Origin of the sequence: Streptomyces sp. SA15 (assembly GCF_002291145.1) — a bacterium.
Lineage (GTDB): Bacteria > Actinomycetota > Actinomycetes > Streptomycetales > Streptomycetaceae > Streptomyces.
In genome coordinates this window covers 280,203-305,368 of the sequence record NZ_NTGE01000197.1, presented here as the reverse complement: position 1 = coordinate 305,368, position 25,166 = coordinate 280,203, and the positions used below count along the sequence as shown (strand labels likewise).

Sequence of the window (25,166 nt, the reverse complement as noted above, 5' to 3'; positions counted from 1 at the left end):
GCTCCTGATGATCGCCCTGTCGGCGGGCGGCGCCCTCGGTCTGTCCACCGCGCTGTGGATCGCGGTCGGCGTGGACGTCGCCTCGATGGCGGTCTGGGGCTTCGCGGGCGGGCGGCGGATGGGCGGTGGGGTACTGCTTTCCGGCGTGGCGGGGCTGATGGACGCGGCGATCGGCTCGGGCGTGGTGATGGTGAAAGTGATCACTGGGCACTGAGCGCGGCGGCAGGGATATCCCTGCTCTGAGCGTCGGCTTCAGCCGTCGATGGCGCGCTCCTGGGGGATGCGGCCGGATGCGGCCGTGAGGAGTGGGTGTGCCGGTCGGCTGCTGTTCGAACCGTTCGGTATCGGACTGTGTGCGGCTGTCATGGGTGCGGCTGCCAGGCCGCGAGGGCGGCGTCGACCGTGTCGGCCACGGTCTCCCTGTCCGGCTGCGCGCCGAGCATGAGCCGCAGGAAGAGCAGGGGGCCGAGGATCCGGGAGGCCAGGTCCCGGGTGTGTTCTTCGATGCCGGCGCGTAGTTCACCGCGTGCGACGGCGGCGGCGAGTGCGTCGGTGAGGTGCTCGTCGGCGCGGGTGAACATCTCGTCGCGCAGGCTTCGTACGTCCGGGTCCCGCTCCGCGCGTTCCATGACGGTGGCGATGACGGAAGCGGAGACCGGCTGGTTGAGCCAGTCGGCCTGTTGCTGCAGGTGTGTCACCAGCTCGTCGCGGACCGGGCCGTGGCCCAGGGTGAGCATGGGGTGGGCGGCGGTGGTCAGGGTGTCCAGGAGGAGGGCCCGCAGGTCGGGCCAGTGCCGGTAGACGGTGGCGCGGCCCATTTTGGCTCGTGCGGCGACGGCGGCGTGGGTGAGGTGTCCCGGTCCTCCTTCGGCGAGGAGTTCGGTGGCGGCGGCCAGGGCGGTGGCGCGGCTGCGGCGGGCGCGGGGGTCGTCGTTCGTGCGGGGCATCGGGGCACCTCTCCTTCGAGCAGCTTGTGAGACGACTTGACTCACAAACTGGCTCTGATACATACTGTCTCACAGGTGGCGCGGGAACCCGCGGCAGCGGGCCCCGCAATTCACCCGCCCCTTGAGGCTCCAAGGAGACAGCTCATGCCTGTGACCATGAACGAGAACGCCATCGCCCTCCGTTTCGCCGACCGCGCCACCGCCTACCAGGCGCTCAGCGAGCTGAAGCACCTCACCTCCGCCACCATCGAGGTCCGCGGCGCCGTCCTGATCGAGCGCATGGAGGACGGCACCGTCCACTTCCCCGAGGGCATGGACACCGAGTCCGGACGCGGCACCGCGGTCGGCTCGCTGGTCGGTTCGCTTGTTGGCATCCTCGGCGGTCCCCTCGGCCTGTTGATGGGCTGGGGCATCGGTGCGCTGATCGGCGGAGGCCACGACTACAAGCGGGCCACCGAAGCGGCCGAGGCCGTCGGTGCCTTCACGCCGCATGTCCCGCCGGGCGGCACCGTCATCCTGGCCGGGGTCGAGGAGGCCGACATGGAGGCTATGGACCTGCTGGCCACGCGCTACGGCGCGGCCCTCGAACGCCGCCCCGCCGACGACGTGCGGGCCGAACTGAAGGCGATGGAGAAGGCGGCCGACGAGATCAGGAAGCAGGAGGCCAAGGACAAGCGCGACCGCAAGCATGCCGAGCGCGAGCGCAAGGCCGACGAACGGGAGAGCAAGGACGGCGCCGACACGCCCGGGCCGAACCTCGCCCCTGCGGGCGCGTCCGCCACAGACGCGGGGTAATACCCCCCTACCCCGCAAGGTGGGGGCGGGCCGGCCAGGTCCGCCCCCACCGTGTTCATTCGTCGCCGGCCCTGCCCTCACGTCGGGTTTAGGGCCGCCGTCGTTGGCCACTTCGCCGGGGAGGAGCAAGAGGAACAAGGCGAGTGCGAGGCCGAGGCGAACGCCAGGGCAGTGCCGCACCCTCCGCACCCTGCCACCCACCATCCGAGGCGCGGCCACCACCTGCGCGGTCGACCGCTGGAAGGTGATGGCAGCAGCCAGGTGTTGAAAGCAGGCTGGTGCCATGGCCGACAGGGACCCGCGGGCCGTTCGGCCGGCAGTGATCGCCTCCGGTCTGGCCGTGTCCCGCAAGTTGGGCTGGCATCCCTCGGCCGAACTGCGATAGGTCACTGGGCGTCCCCGGCGGCGCGCTGCAGGGAGCGCGGCGGTACTGACCGTGGCCGCTGCGTGGTCCGTTATCGGTCGATCAAAGGAGATCACCGGATCCGTCATGCTGACTGGACTCCGGCTCCCGGGGGTCGATGCCGGTGGTACGGAACCGGCTGCGGTAGCTGCCCGGCGAGACTCCGAGATTGCGGCGGAAGATCCGTCTCATCGTCTCCGGCGAGCCAAAGCCGGCACGCCGTGCGACGGACTCCTGGCTTTCGTCGCCGGTCACCAGGAGAAGCTTGGCCGCCTCCAGCCGGGTCTGCTCCACGTAGCGGGCGGGCGTCATGCCCACTTCCTCGCGGAACATCCGCGCCAGGTGGCGTTCGCTCACCGCGGCGCGGGCGGCCATCGCGGCAGTCGAGTGGTCCGCGGCGGGTTCGAGGACCACCGTGTCCAGGACTTGGCGCAGGCCGCGCGTGGCGGGTGCGCCGGCCTCGGACCAGACGCTGAACTGGGCCTGCCCACCGGGACGTTGTAGGAAGACGACCATCCAGCGGGCGACCCTGCGGGCGAGGGCGGTGCCGTAGTCGTTCTCGACGATGGCCAGGGCCAGGTCGATGCCGGCGCTGATGCCGGCGCCGGTGACGAAGGGGCCGTCCTGGACGAAGAGGGCGTCCGGATCCACCTTGACGCGGGGGTACTCCCGGGCGAGCCGCGCGCAGTGGGCCCAGTGGGTCGTCGCTCGGCGTCCGTCCAGCATCCCGAGGGCGGCCAGTACGAAGGCCCCGGTGCAGACGGAGGCGATCCGCGACGCCCGGGGCGCCAGCTCGCGGACCGCCGTCAGTGCCTCGGGGACCGTGTCTGGGGTCAGCTCCTCCGGTATGTCATGCGTGCCCGGGGCGAAGGTGAAGTCGGCCGGAACACCTCCCGGGACCAGGAGGGTGTCGATGGAGTCGGGGGCGTCGGCGACGGGCATGTCCGCGCTCAGCCGGGTGAACGCGGTTGTCCCGACCGGCTGCCCCGTGGGCGAGACCAGCAGCACGCGGTAGCGGGCCCCGAAGTCGTTGGCCCGGGCGAAGATCTCCAGCGGTGCCGCCACGTCCTGCAGTGTCACCTTGTCGTACAGCACGAAGACCATCGTCCGTTCGGTGCCGCTGTCCGCTGCCGCGATGTTCCGGTTCATGGTCCGCCCTCCTCTGGGGGAGTGTGGGGCTTCCCCGCGTGTCCGTAATCGTGGCTCGTATGTCCGCTGCAGCCCTTGGCTCCAGTCCCGCAAGGCGGGAGCGTGGAAGCCGAGCGAATCCCGGGTGTCCGGGGTCTGAATCCTGGATGGGAAGGAATATTAACCGCACCAAGACCTGATGGTTCCAGCCTCATATCGACCTATGGCCTCCCAATGCCTCACCGACAGGCTTGGGTGGCTTTTCTGCGTCTATATCAGAAGGCTGTGAACGTCAACAGCAGAAATCATTTGTTGAGTCGCAGTTAATTTAACTGAAACAAAGTGGCCGGAACCTATTGGTGTCTTGCCGTGCCATAGCCGACACAATCGGCGCCGAAGGCATCTGCGGTCGAGCGTGCCCCCGCCAGTAGCTATGCGGCAAGAATCGAGGCATTCGAAGTACCGGATTCGGTACCGCCGGCCGGGCCTTATATGAACCTTTCACGTCAGGGCACCCCATCCTCTTCCGCACCTCAGCGGGCCATTTTTGCCTGCCCATGTTCGGTCACGAATTTTCGCCGAGTCGTAAGAACTCGGTGTCAGAGGAGTGTTATGGCCATGCGCCAGCTAGATGCTTTGTCAATCAGTATCGGCGTACTCGGAGGAGTCGCCACGCTGATGACCGCGACCGTCCTGACCATTCCGGTCTGGGTCATCTTCATCGCCTGGGCCTCCTTCTTCATCCTCGGAGCCGGCACCGATGGCCTGGTGAGGTCGATCGCCTCGAACCTGACCGGCATTGTGATCGCCTCGCTGACACTGCTGGTCATCCACGCATTGGGCGGTGGCACCGCCGTCGCCGCCGTCGCCGTGGGTGTAGGCAGCGCCGCCATGGTGCAGGCGTCGAAGATTCCCTTGCTGTCGAAGATCCCGGCCGTCGTGTGGGGCTTCGCCTCCACGGTGGGCACGGTGGCCGCCACCGGCCACGGCATCACCACCGCGGCCATCAGCAACCCGGCACTCGTCGCGGCGCTGTCCATGGTCCTGGGCGCGGTGTTCGGCATCGCCTCGGAGTACTGGGGAGCCGCGATGACCGCACGCCCGGCCGCTGAGCCGACCCCGGAAGGACGGTCATGAAGCTGCAGCACCACCTGGGCGGCCTGGAAAACCTCGGCCGTGTCAGCTACGAACCCCGCGTCTTCGTCGAGGACTGGGAGCAGCGCATCTTCGGCGTCCACGTCGCGATGATGGGCCTGAGCGCCCACCTCGGCGACGCCGTGCCCCGGTACCCGATCGAGGAAGTGCCCACCGCCCTCTCGTCCATCTGGACCTGGGCGGACCTGCGCAAGGGCGCCGAGGCGATGCACCCCTTCGCCTACTTCCAGTACCGCTACTACGAGAAGTGGCTCGGCGGCATCAGCGGGTTCTTCGTCTCCCAGGGCTACATCACCGAGGAGGAACTGGAGGCGAAGGCCGCGGAGTATCTCCAGGAGCCGGAACTCGAACTGCCCGGGGGCGGGGACGAAGGCATCGACGACCAGGTCATCCGCTACCTGCGCGCGGGCGACTCCCCCTGCCAGGGGCCGGCCGAGTCCCCGGCTTTCGCCGTCGGTGACCGGGTGACCGTCAAGGACGTGCCGCCCACCGAGCACACCCGGCTGCCGGGCAACCTGCGCGGCCGCACCGGCACCGTGGAGCGCGTCTTCGAAGGAAACTACGGCTACTTCTGCTCCACCGGCCCCGACGGCATCGGAGAGCCCATGCCCGTCTACGCCGTCCGCTTCGAACCGGCCGGCATCTGGGGAGAACTCGCCGAACCCGGCGCCGTGCTCTACGGCGAGCTCTACCAGGCCTACCTAACCCCTGTGATGGAGGAACAGCAGTGACCGTGCAGTTCGGCTACCCCGAGGACCGCGAAGCCCGCAACGCCGCCCGCGTGCGGGCGCTGGAAGCCCTGCTCATCGAGAAGGGTGTGATCACCGGCGCCACCGTCGACAAGGTGCTCGGCTACTTCGAGACCGACATGACGCCGCTCAACGGAGCCAAGATCGTCGCCCGTGCCTGGACCGATCCGGAGTTCGCCGAACGGCTAGTCAAGGACACGCCGGCCGCGGTCGCGGAACTCGACCTCCCCATCGGCATGGACGGTGCCGAAGGCGAGCACCTGCAGGCCGTGGCCAACACCCCCGGCGTGCACAACCTGGTCATCTGCACCCTGTGTTCCTGCTTCCCCTGGCCCGTGCTGGGCCTCCCGCCGTACTGGTACAAGGACCCGACCTTCCGCGCCCGAGCTGCCCGGGAACCCCGTGTGGTGCTCAAGGAGATGGGGCTGGACCTCGACCCGTCCGTCGAAATGCGCGTGTGGGACAGCAGCGGTCATTCCCGCTGGTTCGTCGTTCCGCAGCGGCCCGCCGGAACCGACGGCATGACCGAGGAGGAACTCGCCGCCCTGGTCACCACCGAATCGATGATCGGCATCGCCGAGGTCCCTTCACCCGCCGCCTGAGTCGCACCCGCACACAGAGAAACCACAAACACAGAAAGGGGATCCCATGGAGGCCACCGCCACCACCGCACCCCTGCACGAAAGCTGCGTCACCGACACGAACGCACCCACCTTCGACGCCGACTGGCAGCGCCGCGCGTTCGGCGTCGCCGTCGCCCTTTCGGAGTTCGGCCACTACCCCTGGGACGCGTTCCAGCAGCGGCTCATCGCCGCCATCGGCTCATGGGAGTCCGCCCACGCGGCCGAGCAGGGCAGCTGGCAGTACTACGAGCACTGGCTCGCCGCGCTCGAACGCGTACTGGTCGATCACGATCTGGTCGCCCAGGACGACATACGCGCCCAGCTCGAGGCGTAACCCGTTCCACGGCCCGGACCACCAGGACGTCCGTTTCCTCCCGTCCGCCAGGCCGCACCCGCAAGTGACTCACGTCCAGCGGGTGCGGCCCGCCCCCTCTCGCTGCTGACCCACGGCACCGCGCGGTGCCCCTGCCAAGGATGTGTGTGTGACCACAACGACCATCACCGCCGGCCGATGGACCCGCGCCGAACGGCTGCGCATCACGGGCATCGTCGGCGTCATCGCCGCCCTGCACGTCATCGGATGGAGCCTGTACCTCTTCTACGCGAGCGGCCCGGCCGGCGCCGGGGCCTTCGCCGGAGCCGGAACCCTCGCCTACACACTCGGGGTGCGGCACGCCTTCGACGCCGACCACATCGCAGCCATCGACGACACCACCAGACTGATGATGCAACGTGGACGCAGACCCGTCGGCGTGGGCTTCTTCTTCGCCATGGGTCACTCCACCGTGGTGCTCGCCCTCGCCTTCGTCGTCGCGCTCGCCGCGGGCGCCGCCGGCTCGGGCATCGGCACCTTCCGTCACGTGGGCGGCCTGGTCTCACAGATCGTGGCCGTGCTGTTCCTGCTGCTCGTCGCCGTGCTCAACCTCATGGTGCTGACCGGCATCGTCGGTCTGTGGCGGCGTATGACGGAGGGTCGGCTCGACCAGGGCGAACTCGAACTGCACCTGCTCAACCGGGGCCTGATGAACCGCCTCCTCGGCCGCCGCATCCACGGGCTGATCCGTTCGTCATGGCACATGTACCCGGTCGGGATCCTGTTCGGCCTAGGCCTGGAGACCGCCAGCGAGATAACCCTGCTCGCCCTGTCCGCCAGCGCAGCGACGCACGGGACCGGCCTGCCCATCCTCGCCGTGCTCTCCCTCCCGCTGCTCTTCGCCGCGGGAATGAGTGCCTTCGACACCGCCGACAGCATGCTGATGACACGCCTGTACTCGTGGGCGTACCGAAGCCCCGCCCGCAGGCTCTACTACAACATCGCCACCACCGGCATGACCGTGGCCGTGGCCGCGGTCATCGCCAGTGTCTACGTCGCGGGACTCGTGGCCGACGCCACCGGAACCAGGGGATTCCTCACCGCCTACGCCTCCCTGGCCGACCACTTCGAACTGCTCGGCTACATCGTCGTCGCCGTCTTCGCGGCCTCCTGGCTCTCCGCCGCCGTTATCTGGCGCTACCGCGGACTCGCCGAGAAGTACGGCGACCGGCAAGGTGCCGCCGATGAAGTACCCCAGGGATCTTGAGCTCCGGTAGAGGCCGAGTGTTGCCCTCTGCGATGTCGTGGCTGCCGGTCATGGAGAGGGCCTTCTTGTGAGGTGGCTGCGTAGTGCGGCCCGCCGGCGGACACCAGGCGCACGCCGACGGGCCGCACTGCCCCGGCCATGTCTGGGGCAACGAACCGGCGGTACTTCTCCGCGTCGCCGCCCGGGACCTGTGTCAGGGCGTGGGCACCGCCGTGTCCAGGGCTGCGGCCAGGTCCGCGATCAGGTCGTCGGGGTCTTCGAGCCCCACCGCCAGACGCAGCAGGCCGTGGGTTCGGAACTCCTCGGGGAACATGGCGGCGCGGTCGGCGGCGGTGTCCTCGTAGACGATGAGGGTCTCGTCGTGGCCCAGAGACACCGCGGAGGTGATCAGCCGCAGGCTGTTGACGAAGGCATTGCGGGTGTCGTGCTCGGCATCGAGAGCGAACGCGATCAGCGCGCCGAAGCCCTGCCCGGCGAACTGCCGCTTGGCGAGCTCATGCTGAGGGTGCGAGGGAAGTCCCGGGTAGGCGACGTGCGGCACGCGGGGGTCACTGTCGAGGAACTCCGCCACGCGCTGGGCGCCGGCGAAGTGCTGACGCAGGCGAAGCGGCAGCGTGATGGAACCGCGGGAGATCAGCCATGCGTTGAACGGGGAGATGGCGGCACCGACGTTGATCATGGCCTCGGCCTTGATCGGGAGGACCAGCTCCCGCGGCCCGATGACAGCACCGCCCATCGCGTCGCCGTGCCCGTTGATGTACTTGGTCAGGGAATGCATCACCAGGTCGGCGCCGTGCTCCAGGGGGCGGAACAGCGGTGGGGGCGTACAGGTGGAGTCCACGGTCAGCAGCGCGCCTGCCGCATGGGCGATGTCCGCCAGGGCCTGGATGTCGGCTGTCTTGACGGTCGGGTTGGCGATGACCTCGGTGTGGATGATCCGCGTGGTGGGACGCATCGCAGCGCGCACCGCATCGAGGTCGGTGACGTCGACGAACGTCGCCTCGATGCCCGACTTGACCGGCAGCAGTTCGGCGAACAGCCGCCACACGGCGCTGTACGTGACATCGGAGACGATGACATGGTCCCCGGCGCGCAGGTGCGTGAAGAACGCGGCGTACAAAGCCGCCATGCCGCTGCCCAGCACGACCGCGTCCTCGCCTCCCTCCAGGGTGGCGAGCTTGGCCTGGAGCCCTAGCTGATTCGCGCCGGACTCGCGGGTGTAGACGAGCAGGTCGGGATTGTCCGGGTCGAGCGTGAACGGGTCTTCCGGCAGGCTGTAGGAGTTCGCCATGATGATCGGTGTACGGATCGCGCCCGTGCCGGCGTCGGCCTGATTCCCGCAGTGCACCGCCTGGGACTGGAAGGCGAGCGTGGCCGGATCGTGCTTGTCGGGCCGGGAGGGCGGAGTGCTCGGGTTCGGCATGGGACTTCCTCGGATCACTGTGGTCGGTCTGTGCCCCGGTGGTTGGTGGAGCAATCCGGCTGCTGCCGTCGGACGGGCCCCGGGATGACCCCGAGGCCGCTCAGGCAACAAGCTTCAGGGAACTCCAGTTCACTAAGGTGACCCTAGAGTACAATAAAACGACCGCTCGGTCGGAAACCGTAGGCCTGGCAGATTCGCCGGAGTCGCCGATCACCTACTTCGGCCAGTGATGTAGCGGGAAGCCGACGTCCTCGCGCGCGGCGCACGGATCGTCAGAACGGGTCCGAGGCGCCGGTTCGCGCCGCTGTGACGGCCACCGTGGTGTAGGGCAAACACCTGCGCCTGCTTGTCCGACGGGAGTTGGGTGAGCTCCGCGAGGGTCGGCAGCTGGTCCAGCCATTCGTCGCGCGTGGAGGACCGCTGCCAGTCGTATCGCCACTCCTGCGGGTCACCGAACCCGCCCACCTCTCGCAACGCGTCGGCCACCTTGGTGAACGTCGCCTGATACGCCTCCAGAGGGCGCTTGACCAACTGGAGGTCGAACGGCACATCGGGCACGGCCCGTTGGTAGACCGCGGCGAAGGCGTCCGCCGGTCGGGGGGAAGCTGGAAACCGTGCCAGAACGCCGCCAGCCGGCCGTCGGGCCGCAGTACGCGGGCCGCCTTGGCCGCGCCGACGACCGGGTCCACCCAGTGCCAAGGCCTGCCCGGAGACGACCGCGTCGAAGGTCCGGCCGACAGGGTCCCAGGCTTCGAAGGTCGCTACTTCGACCGTGAGCCCGCTGCGCCGCGCGAACTCGGCCATGCGGCCGTCCGGCTCGACGCCGAGCACCCGGCTGCCGACGGCGTGGAACTGCCGGGCGGCGATGCCGGTACCGCAGCCGACGTCCAGGATGTCGGGTCCAGGACTGGCGGCGACGATCCGCTCCACCAGGGCGTCGGGATAGCGGGGCCGCGTCCGGTCATAACGCTCGCGTCCACACCGAACGACTCCGCCACGTGTCGGTGTGAATGAAACTCGTCCTCGGAGGGGCCTGACTGCTCCGGTATCGGCGGCATGTGCCCACCGTAATGCGGGCACGCGCCACTTTGCTTTTGTCTTCAATCTTTCCGCACAGCTGTCCGGACACCTGCAAGACCAGGCCCAGAGCTGCGGTGTTCTCGACATCGCCGAGCCACCTGGGAGCCACCGTTCGGGCGCTGATGACCGGGTGTCGGCCGCGACCGCCGCGAGGTTGTCGTGCAGGAGGCTGAGCCAGCGCCGGGTGACGGCTTCGAAGAGCCGTGCGATCGGCCGGCAGCCATGCGGCTCCGCCTCGGTGCGACGCGGTGGGCGTCCACAATAGCGGCCGCTACTGCGGCCAACAGCTCCAACCGCCCATCCAGTCCGGCGTGCCTGCGGGCCCAATCCCCGCCGCTCGCCAGGAGTTTCGGACATCCGAGACCGCCTATGCTGGCCATGGACAACAGCAATAGTGCGCGGAGGCCTGGCGGCGTGGGTCTGGATCTGAACCTGTTGGTGCCGTTGGACGCGCTGTTGCAGGAGCGCAGTGTGACCCGGGCGGCTCAGCGGCTGGGTCTGAGTCAGCCCACCGTGAGTGCCGCGCTGGCCCGGTTGCGCCGCCACTTCGGCGACGAACTGCTCACCCGAGTGGGGAACGCGTACGAGCTCACCCCGCTGGCCGAGCGCTTGGCCGCGCACACGGCGCAGGCGCTCGGCTCGGCGGACCGGGTCTTCCAGACCCGCCCCGCCTTCGAACCCGCCCACGCACGGCGCGAATTCACCCTGGTGGTGACCGATATGCATCTGGCCACCTTCGGCCGGACGCTGGCCGGCCTGGTGCGCGAGGCGGCACCGGGGGTGCGGCTGCGGTTCGAGCACAACACCCCGCACATCGTCCGCCACGCACCGGAGCATCTGCGCACCGTTGACGGCATGCTGCTGGCGCAGGGCCTGTTGGCGAATGCCCCGGCCATCGACCTGTACGAGGATCGCTGGGTGTGCGTAGTCTCCGCCGACACGGTCAGTTCCGCGCCGCTGACCCCGGAGGCACTAGCCGCACGTCCCTGGGTGCTGCCCTACCACTTCCCGGCGACGGGCTTCTCGCCCCTGCACGGGCTGCACGCCCAGGGCATCGAACCGCGGGTCGAGATCGCCATCGAGAACTTCCTGACCATGCCGTTCCTGATCGTCGGCACCGACCGGGTGGGAGTGGTCCCGGAACGCGCCGCCCGCCTCTTCCCCGCCGGCTGCGGCGCGGCCGTTGTCGAGCTGCCGTTCGGCAGGGGGCGGCTGGTGGAATCCCTGTGGTGGCACCCCCTGCACGATCGTGACCCCGCGCACATCTGGCTGAGGAAGACCGCGGTCGAGGCCGGCCGACTGGTCGCCGCCGATACGGCACAGATCGCATCGCACGACACACCGCAGAGCTGATCGGACATCAACCTGCGTGCCGCTGCTCGGGACGAGCGCAGCGGAAGCCTGCGGCGGATGGTGGACTTGAACATCGCGCTGTGCCCCTGTGGCAGCGCATCCATGGCTTCAGCCGGTCCCAAAGCTCCCGAGATCAGGCTTGCACGACGGTATCGATCTCCTCTATACCCGCCATCAGCGATCTCTCGTTCCCCAAACGCCTGGTCAGCGGCGAGAGTTGGACACGCGGGCACGCCATTGACGCACGACGAGTCGTCCGTGTTGTCCCAACGACCGGTACGGCGCATCTGCCTGCGGCCTGCTCAGCAACAACTGAGCTTATCCCCCCACTTTGCGGTTTCTTGGAGATGACTGTTATGCGCAGCGAGCTGCTGGCGCTACGGGCAGGGCACGTCTTCGACGGCGTGGACGTCAGGCAATCGGGCATGGTGCTGGTCGAGGACGGCGTGATCCGTGACGTGGACTTCACGGGAGCGGCACCTCCGGAGCACGCGACGGTGACGGACTTCGGGCCGGACGCGTGGCTGCTTCCCGGGCTGATCGACGCGCACGTGCATCTGTGTTGGGACGGCACCGACGACGCCGTGGCGCATGTGACGACCGACGACCACGAGACCGTGCTGGAGACCGCACGCGCGGCCGCGGCGACCACGCTGACGGCGGGGGTCACCACCGTCCGGGACCTCGGCGACCGCGACTACCTCACGCTCGCGCTGCGGGAGCAGGTGCCGCCCACGCAGCGCCCCGACATCGTTGCCGCGGGCCCGCCGATCACCGCTCACGGCGGCCACTGCTGGTTCCTCGGCGGCGAGACCGAGGGGGCCGACGCGCTGCGGGCCGCGGTACGCGAACGCGCCGAGCGCGGCTGCGACGTGGTGAAGGTGATGGCCAGCGGCGGCGCCATGACTCCCGGCTCCAGCGCCCTCGACCAGCAGTACGACCGGTCCGACCTGCGACTGATCGCCGACGAGGCGCACCGGCTCGGGCTCGGCGTGGCCGCCCACGCCCACGCCGTCCAGGCGATCGCGGACGTGGTCGACGCCGGCTTCGACACCATCGAGCACTTCTCCTTCTTCACTCCAGAAGGCGTCGGCCTGCGGCAGGAAGTGCTGGACGAGGTCGTACGGCGAGGAACGTTCGTCAGCCTCACGGTGGGCATGAGGCCCGGCAAGGCACCGACTCCTCCGGCCGTGGTCGCTCGTTTCGCAGCCCTGATGGACATCGTGGCCAAGGTCATCGCCTCGGGTGCCCGGGTCGTTCCCGGAACCGACTCAGGCATCAGTCCCGGCAAACCGCACGGCGTCTACCCATACGGGTTGATGCAGCTCGCCGAGCTGGGGATGTCGAACCGTGAAGTGCTGCGCTGCGCGACCGCCGAGGCCGCCAAAGCGGTGGGCCGGGCGGGACGCAAGGGCGTACTGCTCCCCTGTGCGGACGCCGACCTCCTCGTGCTCGGGAGTTCCCCCATCGACGACATCTCGGCCGTCGCCGACATCCGCGCGGTGTACCGGGCAGGTCACCGTGTGCGCTGAGCCCCCAAAACCCCCGCAAAAAAAACAGAAGAAAGAGCACACGCAACCGATGAGCACAACAGCGTGGACCCCGCACAAGTCGTCCCAACTCGTCGCCGCCGCCCTGGCTGTCGTACTGAGCGCGCCCGGTGTGGCCGCCGCCGACTCACCGAAGAGCGGCAAAGACGCCACCGCGTACTACATCTCCCTCGGTGACTCGCTTGCCTCCGGCTACCAGCCGGACGTCAACCAGGACACCCGCATCGCTTACACCGACCAGCTCTACGCACAGCTCAAGCAGCGTCAGCCAGGCCTGAAGCACATCCGCCTCGGCTGCACCGGGGAGACCACCGCCTCGCTGCTCAAGGGCGGTACGTGCCACTACCCGAACGCCAGGTCACAGCTGGACGCCGCCGTGAAGGCCCTGGCCAAGCACCGCGGCCACGTCAGCTACGTGACCATCAACATCGGCGCCAACGACATCCTGGAATGCGCCGACGACACGACCGGCGCCATCGACCAGAACTGTGTGAACCCCGCCATTCAGGCCATCCCGAAGAACCTGGCTGAGATCACGCGCGCACTGCGCCAGGCGGGTACGCAAGGCACGCAGTACGCGGGCGCGACGTACTACAACCCGTTCCTGGCGCAATGGCTCCGCGGCTCCGCCGGGCAGCAGACCGCCCAGGGCTCCGTCGGCCTGGTCAAGTCCGAGAACGGGGCCATCTCGCAGGTGTACGCCGCCGCCGGATTCAAGGTCGCGGACGTGGCCGGAGCCTTCTCCTCGGACGATGTCACCCCCGTCAGTGTGCCCGGCTACGGCGAGGTACCCGCGAACGTGGCCACCATCTGCCGACTGACCTGGGCCTGCACCATGCGGGACCCCCACGCGAACCCTCTTGGCCACCAGGTGATCGCAAGCACCTTCGCGGCGGTTCTGCCGCCGAGCGGCATACCCCAGCAGCCCGGTCACGCGAACTCCGGGAACGCGCAGGACACCCGCGGGAACCACCCGAAGACGAACGCCAACCTGGCGCAGACCCGCTGGTAGAGCAGCACGCCGGCTGTCGTGGACGCGCGCTGTACACGTGATCACGTGCAGTCGGCATGCAGCAACGTCAGGAACCCACCGGCACCACCGCTACCCTGCGGGGCGCTCAGGTGTTGACCGCGGCGCTGTGCCACAACTGTCGACGGGCCTCGTCGGGGCCCGTCGGCTCAGCTCAGCGACGCTGTCCGTGAGTTTGCTGCAATCAGCAGCCCCACGCCGTGGGTGTGGAGGTCTCAGGTGGTGGTCTGGGGTTGTGCCGGGCTGAGGTAGTGCACGGCGGTCTGTGCGGTGTGCGGGGCGAGCAGGCCCTGTAGTTCCTCCGCCGCGATCTTGAGGAGGGCGCCGTCGCGGGTGGCGTGGAGGGTTTCGAGGACGAAGGTCACGTGGGTGGAGTCCTCGGTGACGCGGGTGCGGTGGGCGTCGCGGTGGTTCCAGTGGCGGGTCAGGACGCCGGTGGTGTCGGCGTAGATGATTTCGCCGGGCTTAGGGGTTTCGGCGGTGTCGGGTTCGCCGAGCGGGGTGAAGAGCTCGGTGCCGTCCGCGTATCGGATGTCGACGTCGCCGGTGACGTGGTCCAGGTCGAAGGCGCCGGCGGGCAGGCCGTGCCGGACCGAGACGGCGTTGTAGGAGTCGACGGCCGGGTTGATGCGCGGCAGCGTTCCCTTCTTGGCGAGGCGGCGGCCGAGCGCGTCGACGCTGGGGCGGATGCGGCGGGGGTTGGTGCCGAAGGAGCGATAGGCGGTGTGCCAGGCCTCGATGCGGGGGTCGGTCTCGTCGGCGGGGTGCCAGGTGCCGTCGGCGAGTTGCTGCTCCAGATCTTCCAGGGCTGTAGTGGTGTGGGGCCAGGGGTCCTGGCCGCGCAGGCCGGTGGCGGTGACCAGGGCGATGAGCGTGTCGGGGAAGGCATCCGCGACGGCGGGGGTGATGCGGAAGGCGGGCATGGGCGGGGTTTCCGTTTCCTGTGTCCGGGCGTGGGCGGTGGGGGCGGGTGTCAGGGCTTCCAGGGGCCGATGCGGTCCAGGCGGCGGCGCTGCTGGTGTGCTTGTGGTCGTCGTACTTGAACTTGGCCCGTATGTCGGTGACTTCCAGGCGCAGGCCGCGGATGCCGGGCAGCATCCGGCCGTACGGCGGCAGGTCGACGGCGACGGGGGCGTGGTCACCGTCGGGCTGGAAGCGGGTGAGCTGGCGGCGCAGCAGTTCTGCCTTGGCCTCGGGGTCGTCGACGGAGGCCATTGACGCTGAGCTGCCCGAAGTCGTGGCCTTCGGCGATCCAGGTCTGCCATTCGGCTTCGTCGAGGCCGGCGTCCCGGGGCTGGGTGAACATGCTGGTCTCCTTGCGTCGTCAGCTGTGGGGTGGGCTACCGGGCTGCTCAGGTCAGCGCGAGGAGGCTGACGGCGACGGCGCCGGTGCCCAGGCCGACGAGCCGGCCGCGTTGGATGCGTTCGGCGAGCATGCCGCGGGCGAGCAGGAGGCGCCGAGGACCGGCCACAGCCGCAGCTCGACCACGAGAGAGGCCGGGGCCGCGATCATCACAGTACGCAGCACATGAGCCTTACGGGGGCCGAGGCCGCCGAGGAGTTCGGCGCATCCATAGGCGAGTGAGCTGCCCAGGGCCAGCAGCAGAGCGATCACAGCACATCCCTTACTATTCATTGGAACGACCGCACCGTACAACGCAACGACCGGTCGGTGTCAACCGAACGACCGCGCGGTGCATTGAAGTGGTCAGTGGTGAGGATGGAGATCAGATGGCCGAGACAGCCGCAGCCCTGCGGACGGTCGCGCACAACGTCCGGGCGGCCCGTACCCGGGCGGGCCTGTCCCTTGAGGAACTCGGCCGACGCGCCCAGGTCAGCAAGGGAGCCCTGGTGGCATTGGAGAAGGCTCAGGGCAACCCCAATCTGGCGACCCTGGTCCGGCTGGCCGACACCCTCGGCATCTCGGTGTCCGCCCTGATGCAGGGACCGCCGGTAGGCCGCGTGCGCGTCGTGGCCGCCGACGCTGTGGCACCACTGTGGACCGGAGAACGGGGAAGTGAGGCCCGGCTCATGCTGACGACCTCGGGCCCGGCTCCTGTGGAGGTCTGGCGCTGGCGACTGGAACCGGGCGAGGAATACCCCAGCCATCCCCACCAGGCCGGCGTCGTGGAAACCGTCAGCGTCACCTCAGGTCGGATGACCCTGGTCGTCGACGGCACCGAACACACCCTGGAAGCCGGACAGACCGCCACGTTCGACGGCGATGCCCCGCACACGTACCGCGGCTCGGGCACCGAGACCTGCAGCCTGATCATGACGGTCCACCTGCCGCCCGGTCCCGCCGCTTCCACGACCTGACCGGCGCGGCGCCGTCAGATGCTCAAGTGGCGGGTCGACTTACGAATGCCTCGCCGTTGCGCATACCGCATCCGCTCATCAGGTCGGCGACCAGCAGGAAGCCGGCGTCACCCACGCGGAGACCATCGCCCACGCCACCCGCGGCACGGGCCTGCCCCTGTCGCACGGCACCGTCCCCATCCACCACCCCGCGCAGCCTCCGCCCGGCCTGGCGACGGCGCCGTGACCTCACACCGACGTGGTCGCTTATCCGCCGGGGTGGGCGTGGCCGGTCTGGTAGGCGATCACGACGAGTTGGGCGCGGTCGCGGACGCCCAGCTTGGTCATGATGCGGTTCACGTGGGTCTTGGCGGTCCAGGGCGAGACATGGAGCTGCTCGGCGATGGCGTCGTTGGACAGGCCCGCGGCCACGAGGACGAGCACTTGGCGCTCGCGTTCGGTCAGGCTCGTCAGCTCCGGGGCCGGAGTGCTCGTCCTGTCGGGTGTGGCAAGGTACTGGGCGACGAGTGCCTTGGTCGCCCTGGGTGACAGCAGCGCCTCTCCGCGGGCGATCAGCCGGATGGCGTCGAGGAGGTGGGAGATCTCCACGCCCTTTCCGAGGAACCCGCTGGCCCCGGCGCGTAGCGCCTGGAAGACGTACTCGTCGGCTTCGAAGGTCGTCAGGATCAGCACTCGTACGCCCGCGAGGTCTTCGTCCGCCGAGATGGCGCGTGTGGCGGCGAGGCCGTCCATGTCGGGCATCCGGATGTCCATCAGCACGACGTCGGCACGGGTGGTGCGGGCCAGTCCGACTGCCTCTTCGCCGGTCGCCGCTTCTCCGACGACCTCCAGGTCCGGCTCCGACTCGATGATCATGCGGAAGCTGGTACGGACGAGGGCCTGGTCGTCGGCGAGCAGAACACGGATGGTCATCCCTGCCTCCCCTGAGTGGCGGTCGCGCGCAGGCCCGTACCGGACCGATCCGACGTGCGAGTGTCGGTCGGTGGTCCGGCTTCGGGCAGTGGCAGACGCACATCGAGGCGAAAACGACCGTCGACACCCGCTCCGGCATGGAGGCTGCCGCCGACCGTGTGAGCGCGCTCGCGCATGCCCGTCAGCCCGTGTCCGGTGCCCATCGCGGCCGGCGCCGGGGACGGGCCGATGTGCAGCAGGTTGGTGATCCGGATGCGCAGTTCGTCGGGCCCGTAGTCGACGAGCAGGTCCGCCTCGGCGTTCGCGCCGTGCTTGTGGGCGTTGGTCAGCCCCTCCTGGATGACGCGGTAGGCGGCCAGACCGATGGCGGTCGGCAGGGGGCGCGGGTGGCCGGCCTGCCGGTGGCGGACGCTCAGCCCGGCGGCGGTCAGCGATTCGAGGAGCCGTCCGAGGCGGGACAGGCCGGGGACGGGTTCGGACGGTTGCGTCTCGTCCGTCTCGTCGCCGGACTGTCGTAGTACGTGCAGCAGCGATCCCAGTTCGTCCAGGACGGTACGGCCGCCGTCGCGGATGTGTCCTAGCGCCGCGTCGGCCTGGTCGGGCCGGTCACGCAGGAAGTGCCCGGCGACGCCCGCCTGAATGGTGATCAGGGCGATGTGGTGGGCGATCACGTCGTGGAGTTCCCGGGCGATGCGCAGCCGCTCCTCGGCGACCCGGCGGCGGGCCTCTTCTTCCTTGCTCGCCTCCGCCCGCAGCGCTCGCTCCTCCATCGCGGCGACGTAGTCGTGCCAGGTGCGTACGGTGCCCCCGACGGCGGCGAACATCCCGGTCCAGGCGAACACGGCGCCGGCCTCCGGGCCGGCGGCCGAATCCGTCGCATAGGTGATGACGGCGTACAGGGCGAGGGCGGTGCCCGAGACGGCGATCAAGGCGATCCGCCGGCGGACCGTTCGGGCCACGGTGTAGACCGCGATCAACGCGGCGATCTTCAGCACCCGCGACGGATACGACGCGAGGACGGTGAAGGCCACCTCCCCGAGCACGGTCAGCGCCAGGACGGGCAGCGGTGCCCGGCGGCGGGCCAGCAGAAGCAGGAACGCTGCCCCCGCGGCGACGGCGTCGGCGTCTGTCGGTCGTTCGCCGTCGGGCCATTGTCCGAGCAGCAGGGGCAGCATGCCGGCACCGCCCACGAGGGTGGCGAGGGCGGCATCCAGCAGGCGCGGGTGAGCGCCGGTCACCCGTCGCAGCGACGCCGGTCCGATCACGGCTTCACCGTTCCTTCGTACGGATCCTTGGTTCGGGCGGATGTGGCGGCCCGTCCTCACGCCTGAACGCGTAAGAGCGGGTTGGCGGGGGGCCCGCGGCAACCGGGCTCACGCGTCGCGTCGCTTGAGCATCACGGCCGCGCCGGCCAGGAGCACGACGATGTAGCCGGCGAACACCGCGAGCCCGGACCCGGGTGACAGCGAGTCACTTGCCGTCTGCACTGTCATGACCGCATTCGCCGCGTTCGACGGCAGGTACGGGCCGATGGCGTCGTTCCAGCTGCTCGGCAGTAGCTGGACCAGGCCGGGCACCACGAACAGCGCGCCCACCACGAGGGTGATCGCTCCCGCGGTGTTGCGCAGCAGGACGCCGACCGCCAGGCCGATCAGCCCGGCACCGGTCAGGTAGACCGCCGCGCCGACAAGCGCCCGGAACACCCCCGGATCGGACAGCGCGGTGGTGTCCAGACCGCGGGAGGACAGGACCGACTGACCGGCCAGGAAGGCCCCCAGGACCGCGACGAACATGAGCACGAAGCTCACCACGGCGAAGACGATCACCTTGCCCCACAGCACCGGCAGGCGTGAGGGGACCGCGGACAGCGTGGCGCGGATGGACCCGGTGGCGTACTCGCCGGCACTCATCAGTACCCCGAGCACCGCGACGGCCAGCGCGGCGAGCATCACCCCGCCCAGGCTGATCGAGGTGGGGTCACCGAAATCATCCTCTCCTGGGCCGTCTCCCGAGCCGACCAGGCTGCTGAACAGCAGCCCGAGGCCGACGACCAGGGCCACGGTGATCGCCAGCGTGTAGAGCGTCGAGCGCAGCGACCGCAGCTTGATCCATTCCATGTGGACGACCCGCGGAAAGGTCACCCGCAGACCGCCCGCATGCCGACCGGCGGTCCCGGTCGTCTTCTGTGTGTCCTGTGTGTCGAGGGCGGTGGCGCTCATCGGTTCGTCCTTCCGGCGGTGGCGAACTCGGTGGTGGAGGCGTGGTATTCGACGGCGTCGCGAGTCAACTCCATGAAGGCCTCCTCCAGCGATGCCTCCTGAACGAACAACTCGTGCAGGACCAGCCCGGCGGCCGCGGCGCGTTCGCCGATCTCGGCGGCCTCCAGCCCCTGGACGTCCAGCACGCCGGGCCGGCTGCTGGTGACCGAGACGCCGTCACCCACCAGCAGGTCACGCAGGGCCGCGGCCTGCGGCGACTGTACCCGTACGCTGCGGCTGGAGGACTGGGCGACGAAGTCGGCGAGCGGACCCGCGGACAGCAGCCGGCCCTTCCCGATCACGATGAGGTCCTCGGCGATCAACGCCATCTCGGTCATCAGGTGGGAGGAGACGAAGACGGTCCGCCCCTGGTCCGCGAGGTCCTTCAGCAGGTTGCGGATCCACAGCACGCCTTCGGGGTCGAGGCCGTTGACCGGCTCGTCCAGCATGACGATGTGCGGGTCGCCGAGCAGTGCGGAGGCGATGCCCAGCCGCTGCCCCATGCCCAGCGAGAAGCCGCCCGCCCGCTTGCGGGCCACCTCCGTCAGGCCGACCATGTCGATCACCTCCAGCACCCGCCGCTTGCCGATGCCGTTGCTCGCCGCCAGCGCGAGCAGGTGGTGATAGGCCGAGCGTCCCGGGTGGATCGCCTTCGCCTCCAGCAGCGCCCCGATCTCCTGCAATGGGGCCTTGTGCTGCTCGTAGGGGCGGCCGTTGACGCGGACCGTTCCGGACGACGGGCGGTCAAGACCCATGACCATCCGCATCGTCGTCGACTTGCCCGCCCCGTTGGGACCGAGAAATCCCGTCACCACTCCAGGACGTACGGTGAAGCTCAGCGCGTCGACCGCCAGCTTGTCCCCGTACCTCTTACTGAGGTTGTTCACGTCGATCACTATCCACCTCCGAGTTGTTGAGGACTCAAGGTTCTTGCAAGGCGGTCGGTTTTTGCGTCGCCCTACGGCGGTCACTGCGTGTACCACGACCGTGGTACGCCGCTGCGGCGGCAGCGACCGTGGGGTGACGCTCGTCGTCATCCGACTCGCGTCGTCGGGGACGAAGATGCCGTCGGCCAAGCCCTCGATCTGGCCGCGCAGGATGGTGATGGGGGTGGTGGTCGCCCCCCCATGGCCGCCAGTGCCAGGAGGAGCACCATGACGCGCTCGTCGCCGAAGAAGTCCTCGCCCCACACCTGGGCCGGCAACCCGCGCCGAGTGAAGACCCGCCCGTGGACCCGGGCCATCGCAAGCACGCGGCCGCCGCGCGCGGGAAGCGGCTGGACGCCTTCAGCAGACCGAAGTCGAGGGCGGACCGCCTACTTCCTTGGGGAGCCCGGGCGTTGACCGTCGGAAATCCCGCGCAAGATCGCTCCGGATGTCGGTTTTCCTGGTTCTGGCCGCTCTGACTGGCTCGGGAGGCGGGGGTGGCCGGAAGGTATCGGCCTGTAAGCCGAGTGCGGCCTCGCCGCGCCACAAGGGAGAGTTTCGTGAACGTCGCGCCAACGGTGAACGAGCCCCGAGAACGGCAAGTGGCCACGCTGGTCATGGCCTGTCTCGGGATGTTCGTCGCCTATCTGCCAGTGACCACCGTCTCGGCGAGCCTGCCCGCCATCGCGAGCGCATTGCACGCGTCGACCTCCCAACTGACCTGGGTCTCGGCCGCGTTCCAGCTCCCCATGGCCGCTTTCATCCTGACCGCCGGGGTCTTCGGTGACGTACACGGCCGCAAGAAGGTGTACCTGGCAGGCCTCGTGTTGGCCGGTGCGGGAGCCGCGATCGCACTGTCGGCACAGTCGGTCGAGGTCCTGTGGGTCGGTCAGGCGTGCGCCGGGTTGGGCGCGGCCGCGTTGCTGCCGTCGACGCTGGCCCTGATCAGTCATGCCGTGCCCGATCCGCGCAAGCGGGCCACGTTCGTCGGGCTCTGGGCGGCGTCCCTGATGGCCGCGCTGGCCGTCGGCCCCATGATCGCCGGTGTGATCCTCGACCACACCACCTGGCGGTGGATCTTCCTGCCGGCCATACCGGTTGCGGTCATCACGCTGGCGGTCGCGGCACCGTTGGTGACCGACTCCCGCGCTCCCGGTGAGCGTCGGCTGGACTGGCCCGGCCAGATCACGGCAGCGGTGACGGTCACCGCGCTCGTCTACGGCGTCATCGAGGGCGGCGCCGCATCGTTCACCGAGGTGCGGGTGATCGCGGCCCTGTCGCTCGCGGCGGTCAGCGCCATCGCCTTCGTCCTGGCCGAGCGGCGCAGCCCCAGCCCGATGCTGGACCTGTCGCTCTTCCGCAGCGCGGCCTTCAGCGCGACGACCCTGATCGCCATGATCACGTTCCTGGGGCTGATCGGTTTCTTCTTCGTCCTCAGCCTCTACTTCGGCCTGGTGCAGCGCCTCGACACCCTGCACGCGGGTTACCGGCTGCTGGTCGTCAGCGTGGTGTCCCTGGTCGTGGGCGCGCTGGCAGGCCGCCTCATGCACCGGATCCCGCCTCGAATCATGATCACCACTGGCCTGCTGGTCACTGTGGGATCGCTGTTGTCCTTGACCGCGATCGACGCCGGGACCGGCTTCGGTCCGCTGGCCTGGCGGCTGGCCCTGCTCGGCCTCGGTCTCGGCATGGTGATCACCCCCATGACTGCCACGGCGGTCGCGGCGGTGCCGCACCACTTGGCCGGTATGGCGTCGGCGGGCAACAACGCCTTCCGGCAGGTCGGCGGCGCGCTCGGCCCCGCCGTGCTGGGCACCCTGCTGACGACGAAGAGCGCCGACGCCCTGCCCGGCCACCTGCGCGACGTCGGCCTCACCGGACCCGTGGCCCACCGGATCACCGACGCCGTGGATGCCGGCGGCCTGGGGGCGGCGGCCCGGCTGAACTTCGGCCAGGACACCGGCCGGGTCATGGGCGCGGTGGGTGAGGCCTTCCTCGACGGCCTCTACCTGTGCCTGATCGTGGCCGCATGCCTGGCCTTGTTCGCTGCACTCGTCGGCGCTGTACTGCTGCGGACTCCGCAGCCCACCATGACGCCTGTCGCCGGCCCTGCGGATCAGGCGGCACCCGAGGACGCCGAGCCCTCCGTCGAGTTCGAGCCGGAGCGGGTGCTGGTCGGTGCCCATGCCCGGGGGCGGTCGGGGGAGCCTGGGCAGCGGCCGGGCGCGGTCGGTTCCGCAACCGGTGGTGACACGTTCGACCCTGACGGGGGATCGGGCCCCGCGATGTACGGCCGGATACTCGGGACGGCAGAGGAGCCCGTCGAGGGAGCCACGCTGACGCTGATCTCACTGGGCGGGCGACAACTGGGCCGGGCCGTGGCGCATTCCGGAGGCCGTTACCGTCTCGACGCGCCGAGTGCGGGATCGTACGTGCTGATCGCCGCGGCGGAGGGCCACCAACCGCAGGCGTCCACCGTGATGGTGGGGGAGGAGCCGCTGTCCCACGACATCCTGCTGTCCGCGGACAGCGGGTTGGTCGGCACGGTCGTCACCGCCGGGGACGGGGCGCCCTTGCAGGGCGCGACGGTGGCGGTGACGGACGTGCGGGGAGAGGCACTGGCCGCTGAAACGACCGACGCGTCAGGTGCGTTCGCGTTCGGCGAGCTGCCGGAAGGTGATGTCACGGTGGTGGTGAACGCGGCGGGATTCCGGCCTGCCGCTCTCCCGGTGCGGGTGTTCGGTCCTCGACTCGCCCGTCTGGACGTGGCGTTGTGGCCGGGGGCAGTGCTTCGGGGCACCGTGCGGGCGGGCGCCGATCGCCGGCCGCTGACCGACGCGCGGGTCACGCTCGTGGACAAGGCGGGCAACGTGATCGGCACGGCGACCACCGGGCCGGACGGCGGCTATGCCTTCACCGACCTGGACACGGGCGACTACTCGGTGATCGCCGGCGGCTATCCGCCGGTTGCCGCGCCGGTGGTCGTGGACGGGAAGGGACTTGAGTTCGACGTGGAGCTGGCTCACCCGAAGTGCTGAGCCGGCCACCCGATCCGCAGCCCCTTTCCGGTCCCGGACCACGACGTGCCGACCTCGACGCGAGCGCATGCCGTCAGCGGTTCGGTTCGTAGGTGAGTTGCTTGACCTGGCGCAGGACGAGGGCCGACTCGACCGCTTGGATGCCGTCGAGGGCACCGATCTTCTCGCTCAGGTAGGTGTACAGCTCGTCGGGGCTCCGGAAGTGGACGGAGACGACGATGTTGGCCTGGCCGGTGGTGGCGGACGCGAAATGCACCTCCGGGTGTGCGGCGAGGCTGCGGCCGACGTCGGCGAGCACGCGGGGCGCCACGGTGAGCCAGAGCATGGCGCTGACGTCCTGCCCCAGGGGCCCGTGGTCGTACTGCAGGTCGAAGTACAGCACGCCGGTGGAACGCAGTTTCTCGAGCCGCCGTTTGACCGCGGACTCCGATTGGTCGGTGGCCTTCTGCAGGTCGGTGAGGGTGGCCCGGCCGTCGTGGCGGAGCATCGCGAGCAGCGCCTCGTCGGCCGCGTCCAGGGTGACGGCGGCATCGAGCGACACTGGAGGCGGCAGACGCAGAGCGGCTTCCTGGTCGGGGGTGAGCGCGTTGGACTTGTTCAGCCAGCCGAGCGAGCCGCCGTAGAAGGGGTGCAGCAGGCAGTGGGCGGTCACCGTGACGATCTGCCGGGTGCGTTGGAGCCGGTCGAAGAGCAGCTCGTCCCGCTCCTTTCGGCTGCGTGGTTTCATGCCGCAGACGACCTCCGTGCCACCGGAGATGAGATTCACGTAGAGAGTGTCCGGGCGTTTGGCGAGTGCGTCCGCGAGCTGTTCCGCCACGTCCGGGGTGCAGTGCAGTCGTACGATCCAGCTCTGCCGGCCGAGGCGGTTCTCGTCCGTCATGCCGAGCACCCGCACGTTGACGGTGTTGCGCAGCCGTCGGTACCGCCGGGCGACGGTCTGGTCGGAGACCCCGAGGACGGCGGCGATACGGCTGAACGGTGCGCGCCCGTCGAGCTGCAGGGCTTGCAGCAGTTTCAGGTCGAGGGGATCGAGGGGGCCGAGCGTGGGAAAATCCACCGGTTCTCCTTGGGGCGGGGTGGAATGCGCCACCGTACGCGTGGATCGGCACGGGCGGTGATCAGGGCGCTGGAGGCGGCCGGGACGACGCCGCACCCACCCGACGGAAGCCGTTGATGCCTGCCGCGGCCGAGCCTGCCATGAGGAGACGTATGTGCTCCTGGGGGCGTGACCTCACGCCTCCCGGACCACGTCGGCCACCTGATCGAGCAGTGTCCTCAGCTGTGCGGATTTCTCGGGCCCCAGCTTCTGGCTGATCTGCTGTTCGATCTCCACGATCACGGCATCGGCACGGCGCAGGGAGTCGCGGCCCGCGTCGGTGAGGTGGAGCTCCTGCACGTGGCGGTGGCGCGGGTGTGGTCGGCGTTCCAGTTGGCCCCGCTCCTCCAGACGAGCCACCTGGGAGGCCACCGCTTGGGGCGTGACGTTCAGGCGACGGGCCAGCTCCGCGCCGGTCAGCCCGGGATCGGTATGGACGCAGATCACAGGGAGTACTGCGCGGCCGCCATGCCCAGCGGCCGTAGCCGCTGGTCTTTGCGGGCCTGGACGGCCCACTCCGCACGCCGCAGCGCCCAGGTCACCCGGTCCAGTGCGTTGGCAGCGATCGGCTCCTCGTCATCCACTCTCACGCCGCGACAATACGGCACGTGAGCAAGCATCAATTTTCTTGGTGCTCGACAAGCATCTGAAGATCTCGGGACACCCGAAGGCCTCGCCACGGTGACCGAGCGCCTGGCCGCCGGCGACGGCACCGTCAAACCGTCGCCTCGTTGCTCGCCTTCAGTGCCGGACAGAGCAATCCGCACAGGCCGGTCCCGCTCGCGGGTCTGCCGGAAAAGC

General features: G+C 69.5%; 23 protein-coding genes and 3 pseudogenes. 13 read left to right on the top strand and 13 right to left on the bottom strand.

Annotated features, from left to right (window positions below):
* Window positions 1-214, top strand: a pseudogene (locus tag CLM62_RS43365) (hypothetical protein); the annotation flags it as partial.
* A 148-nt stretch (window positions 215-362) separates the two neighbouring features.
* Here the strand turns inward: CLM62_RS43365 and CLM62_RS43360 are convergent.
* Window positions 363-947 carry a TetR-like C-terminal domain-containing protein gene (locus CLM62_RS43360; protein WP_179382470.1) on the bottom strand — a complete coding sequence of 195 codons (585 nt, stop codon included), beginning with the start codon at window positions 945-947 and terminating at the stop codon, window positions 363-365.
* A 144-nt stretch (window positions 948-1,091) separates the two neighbouring features.
* Here CLM62_RS43360 and CLM62_RS43355 point away from each other — a divergent pair, with 144 nt between their 5' ends.
* Entirely contained in the window at window positions 1,092-1,742 is a 651-nt protein-coding gene (locus tag CLM62_RS43355; RefSeq protein ID WP_095755377.1) for a hypothetical protein, read from the top strand.
* Between the two features lie 466 nt (window positions 1,743-2,208).
* On the opposite strand, the gene CLM62_RS43350 is transcribed toward CLM62_RS43355, so the two are convergent.
* Window positions 2,209-3,294: a GlxA family transcriptional regulator gene (locus tag CLM62_RS43350; RefSeq protein WP_257004425.1), complete on the bottom strand. Its 1,086-nt coding sequence runs from the start codon at window positions 3,292-3,294 to the stop codon at window positions 2,209-2,211.
* A gap of 591 nt (window positions 3,295-3,885) precedes the next feature.
* Here CLM62_RS43350 and CLM62_RS43345 point away from each other — a divergent pair.
* The 5 genes from CLM62_RS43345 (at window position 3,886) to CLM62_RS43325 (ending at window position 7,380) form a co-directional block, all read left to right on the top strand.
* Complete coding sequence (locus CLM62_RS43345; protein ID WP_218835670.1) at window positions 3,886-4,410, top strand: DUF1097 domain-containing protein; 525 nt, start codon at window positions 3,886-3,888, stop codon at window positions 4,408-4,410.
* A complete protein-coding gene (nthB, locus tag CLM62_RS43340; RefSeq protein ID WP_095755376.1) occupies window positions 4,407-5,159 on the top strand; it encodes a nitrile hydratase subunit beta in 753 nt (250 codons plus the stop codon). Before CLM62_RS43345 ends, nthB begins: the two co-directional genes overlap by 4 nt.
* The gene (gene nthA, locus CLM62_RS43335) at window positions 5,156-5,779 is read left to right on the top strand and encodes a nitrile hydratase subunit alpha (protein ID WP_095755375.1); all 624 of its coding nucleotides are present in this window, start codon (window positions 5,156-5,158) and stop codon (window positions 5,777-5,779) included. The genes nthB and nthA overlap by 4 nt, the downstream gene beginning before the upstream one ends.
* Window positions 5,780-5,825: 46 nt before the next feature.
* Window positions 5,826-6,134, top strand: coding sequence for a nitrile hydratase accessory protein (locus CLM62_RS43330; protein WP_095755374.1), 309 nt, complete (start codon window positions 5,826-5,828; stop codon window positions 6,132-6,134).
* Window positions 6,135-6,282: 148 nt separating this feature from the next.
* Window positions 6,283-7,380: a HoxN/HupN/NixA family nickel/cobalt transporter gene (locus tag CLM62_RS43325; protein WP_095755373.1), complete on the top strand. Its 1,098-nt coding sequence runs from the start codon at window positions 6,283-6,285 to the stop codon at window positions 7,378-7,380.
* Between the two features lie 193 nt (window positions 7,381-7,573).
* Here CLM62_RS43325 and CLM62_RS43320 read toward each other — a convergent pair whose 3' ends face one another.
* Both CLM62_RS43320 and CLM62_RS43315 read right to left on the bottom strand, forming a co-directional pair.
* A complete protein-coding gene (locus tag CLM62_RS43320; protein ID WP_095755372.1) occupies window positions 7,574-8,803 on the bottom strand; it encodes a PLP-dependent aspartate aminotransferase family protein in 1,230 nt (409 codons plus the stop codon).
* 210 nt (window positions 8,804-9,013) lie between these two features.
* Window positions 9,014-9,861 (bottom strand): annotated as a pseudogene (locus tag CLM62_RS43315) (class I SAM-dependent methyltransferase).
* Window positions 9,862-10,297: 436 nt separating this feature from the next.
* Here CLM62_RS43315 and CLM62_RS43310 point away from each other — a divergent pair.
* The 3 genes from CLM62_RS43310 to CLM62_RS43300 all read left to right on the top strand — a co-directional run bounded on the left by CLM62_RS43310 (window position 10,298) and on the right by CLM62_RS43300 (window position 13,798).
* On the top strand, window positions 10,298-11,236 hold the full coding sequence (locus CLM62_RS43310; RefSeq protein WP_095755371.1) for a LysR family transcriptional regulator: 939 nt from the start codon (window positions 10,298-10,300) through the stop codon (window positions 11,234-11,236).
* A 356-nt stretch (window positions 11,237-11,592) separates the two neighbouring features.
* Window positions 11,593-12,768, top strand: coding sequence for an amidohydrolase family protein (locus CLM62_RS43305; protein WP_095755370.1), 1,176 nt, complete (start codon window positions 11,593-11,595; stop codon window positions 12,766-12,768).
* A gap of 49 nt (window positions 12,769-12,817) precedes the next feature.
* Window positions 12,818-13,798: an SGNH/GDSL hydrolase family protein gene (locus tag CLM62_RS43300; RefSeq protein ID WP_257004424.1), complete on the top strand. Its 981-nt coding sequence runs from the start codon at window positions 12,818-12,820 to the stop codon at window positions 13,796-13,798.
* A gap of 233 nt (window positions 13,799-14,031) precedes the next feature.
* Here the strand turns inward: CLM62_RS43300 and CLM62_RS43295 are convergent, their stop codons facing one another.
* Window positions 14,032-14,739, bottom strand: coding sequence for a B3/4 domain-containing protein (locus CLM62_RS43295; protein ID WP_095755369.1), 708 nt, complete (start codon window positions 14,737-14,739; stop codon window positions 14,032-14,034).
* 103 nt (window positions 14,740-14,842) lie between these two features.
* On the opposite strand from CLM62_RS43295, the gene CLM62_RS53350 reads away from it, so the two are divergent.
* Window positions 14,843-15,034, top strand: coding sequence for a hypothetical protein (locus CLM62_RS53350; RefSeq protein ID WP_179382469.1), 192 nt, complete (start codon window positions 14,843-14,845; stop codon window positions 15,032-15,034).
* Between the two features lie 178 nt (window positions 15,035-15,212).
* On the opposite strand, the pseudogene CLM62_RS52840 reads toward CLM62_RS53350, so the two are convergent.
* Window positions 15,213-15,431 (bottom strand): annotated as a pseudogene (locus CLM62_RS52840) (EamA family transporter); the annotation flags it as partial.
* Window positions 15,432-15,547: 116 nt separating this feature from the next.
* On the opposite strand from CLM62_RS52840, the gene CLM62_RS43280 reads away from it, so the two are divergent.
* Window positions 15,548-16,135, top strand: coding sequence for a helix-turn-helix domain-containing protein (locus CLM62_RS43280; RefSeq protein ID WP_095755368.1), 588 nt, complete (start codon window positions 15,548-15,550; stop codon window positions 16,133-16,135).
* A 246-nt stretch (window positions 16,136-16,381) separates the two neighbouring features.
* Here the strand turns inward: CLM62_RS43280 and CLM62_RS43275 are convergent, their stop codons facing one another.
* From CLM62_RS43275 to CLM62_RS43260, 4 genes are all read right to left on the bottom strand, one after another.
* Window positions 16,382-17,047: a response regulator transcription factor gene (locus tag CLM62_RS43275; RefSeq protein WP_095755367.1), complete on the bottom strand. Its 666-nt coding sequence runs from the start codon at window positions 17,045-17,047 to the stop codon at window positions 16,382-16,384.
* Complete coding sequence (locus CLM62_RS43270) at window positions 17,044-18,312, bottom strand: sensor histidine kinase (protein ID WP_095755366.1); 1,269 nt, start codon at window positions 18,310-18,312, stop codon at window positions 17,044-17,046. Before CLM62_RS43270 ends, CLM62_RS43275 begins: the two co-directional genes overlap by 4 nt.
* 108 nt (window positions 18,313-18,420) lie before the next feature.
* Entirely contained in the window at window positions 18,421-19,266 is an 846-nt protein-coding gene (locus CLM62_RS43265; protein ID WP_095755365.1) for an ABC transporter permease subunit, read from the bottom strand.
* Window positions 19,263-20,201 carry an ATP-binding cassette domain-containing protein gene (locus CLM62_RS43260; RefSeq protein ID WP_095755364.1) on the bottom strand — a complete coding sequence of 313 codons (939 nt, stop codon included), beginning with the start codon at window positions 20,199-20,201 and terminating at the stop codon, window positions 19,263-19,265. Before CLM62_RS43260 ends, CLM62_RS43265 begins: the two co-directional genes overlap by 4 nt.
* Window positions 20,202-20,791: 590 nt before the next feature.
* On the opposite strand from CLM62_RS43260, the gene CLM62_RS43250 reads away from it, so the two are divergent.
* Complete coding sequence (locus CLM62_RS43250) at window positions 20,792-23,269, top strand: MFS transporter (RefSeq protein ID WP_143659246.1); 2,478 nt, start codon at window positions 20,792-20,794, stop codon at window positions 23,267-23,269.
* Between the two features lie 73 nt (window positions 23,270-23,342).
* Here the strand turns inward: CLM62_RS43250 and CLM62_RS43245 are convergent, their stop codons facing one another.
* The 3 genes from CLM62_RS43245 to CLM62_RS52460 all read right to left on the bottom strand — a co-directional run bounded on the left by CLM62_RS43245 (window position 23,343) and on the right by CLM62_RS52460 (window position 24,955).
* Window positions 23,343-24,326, bottom strand: coding sequence for an Lrp/AsnC family transcriptional regulator (locus tag CLM62_RS43245; RefSeq protein ID WP_095755361.1), 984 nt, complete (start codon window positions 24,324-24,326; stop codon window positions 23,343-23,345).
* A gap of 174 nt (window positions 24,327-24,500) precedes the next feature.
* On the bottom strand, window positions 24,501-24,812 hold the full coding sequence (locus CLM62_RS43240; protein WP_257004422.1) for a MarR family transcriptional regulator: 312 nt from the start codon (window positions 24,810-24,812) through the stop codon (window positions 24,501-24,503).
* Window positions 24,809-24,955 (bottom strand): hypothetical protein, encoded by a 147-nt coding sequence (locus CLM62_RS52460; RefSeq protein WP_257004421.1) that lies wholly within the window; start codon window positions 24,953-24,955, stop codon window positions 24,809-24,811. The genes CLM62_RS43240 and CLM62_RS52460 overlap by 4 nt, the downstream gene beginning before the upstream one ends.
* Window positions 24,956-25,166 lie beyond the last annotated feature (211 nt).

What these genes read in the sequence shown, in the direction of transcription:
- CLM62_RS43305 (WP_095755370.1), top strand. Translation starts at nt 11,593, where the DNA reads ATGCGCAGCGAGCTGCTGGCGCTACGGGCAGGGCACGTCTTCGACGGC.
- CLM62_RS43300 (WP_257004424.1), top strand. Translation starts at nt 12,818, where the DNA reads ATGAGCACAACAGCGTGGACCCCGCACAAGTCGTCCCAACTCGTCGCC.
- nthB (WP_095755376.1), top strand. Translation starts at nt 4,407, where the DNA reads ATGAAGCTGCAGCACCACCTGGGCGGCCTGGAAAACCTCGGCCGTGTC.
- CLM62_RS43345 (WP_218835670.1), top strand. Translation starts at nt 3,886, where the DNA reads ATGGCCATGCGCCAGCTAGATGCTTTGTCAATCAGTATCGGCGTACTC.
- CLM62_RS43320 (WP_095755372.1), bottom strand. Translation starts at nt 8,803, where the DNA reads ATGCCGAACCCGAGCACTCCGCCCTCCCGGCCCGACAAGCACGATCCG.
- CLM62_RS43265 (WP_095755365.1), bottom strand. Translation starts at nt 19,266, where the DNA reads ATGAGCGCCACCGCCCTCGACACACAGGACACACAGAAGACGACCGGG.
- CLM62_RS43350 (WP_257004425.1), bottom strand. Translation starts at nt 3,294, where the DNA reads ATGAACCGGAACATCGCGGCAGCGGACAGCGGCACCGAACGGACGATG.
- CLM62_RS43295 (WP_095755369.1), bottom strand. Translation starts at nt 14,739, where the DNA reads ATGCCCGCCTTCCGCATCACCCCCGCCGTCGCGGATGCCTTCCCCGAC.
- CLM62_RS43275 (WP_095755367.1), bottom strand. Translation starts at nt 17,047, where the DNA reads ATGACCATCCGTGTTCTGCTCGCCGACGACCAGGCCCTCGTCCGTACC.
- CLM62_RS43280 (WP_095755368.1), top strand. Translation starts at nt 15,548, where the DNA reads ATGGCCGAGACAGCCGCAGCCCTGCGGACGGTCGCGCACAACGTCCGG.
- CLM62_RS43330 (WP_095755374.1), top strand. Translation starts at nt 5,826, where the DNA reads ATGGAGGCCACCGCCACCACCGCACCCCTGCACGAAAGCTGCGTCACC.
- CLM62_RS43355 (WP_095755377.1), top strand. Translation starts at nt 1,092, where the DNA reads ATGCCTGTGACCATGAACGAGAACGCCATCGCCCTCCGTTTCGCCGAC.
- CLM62_RS43360 (WP_179382470.1), bottom strand. Translation starts at nt 947, where the DNA reads ATGCCCCGCACGAACGACGACCCCCGCGCCCGCCGCAGCCGCGCCACC.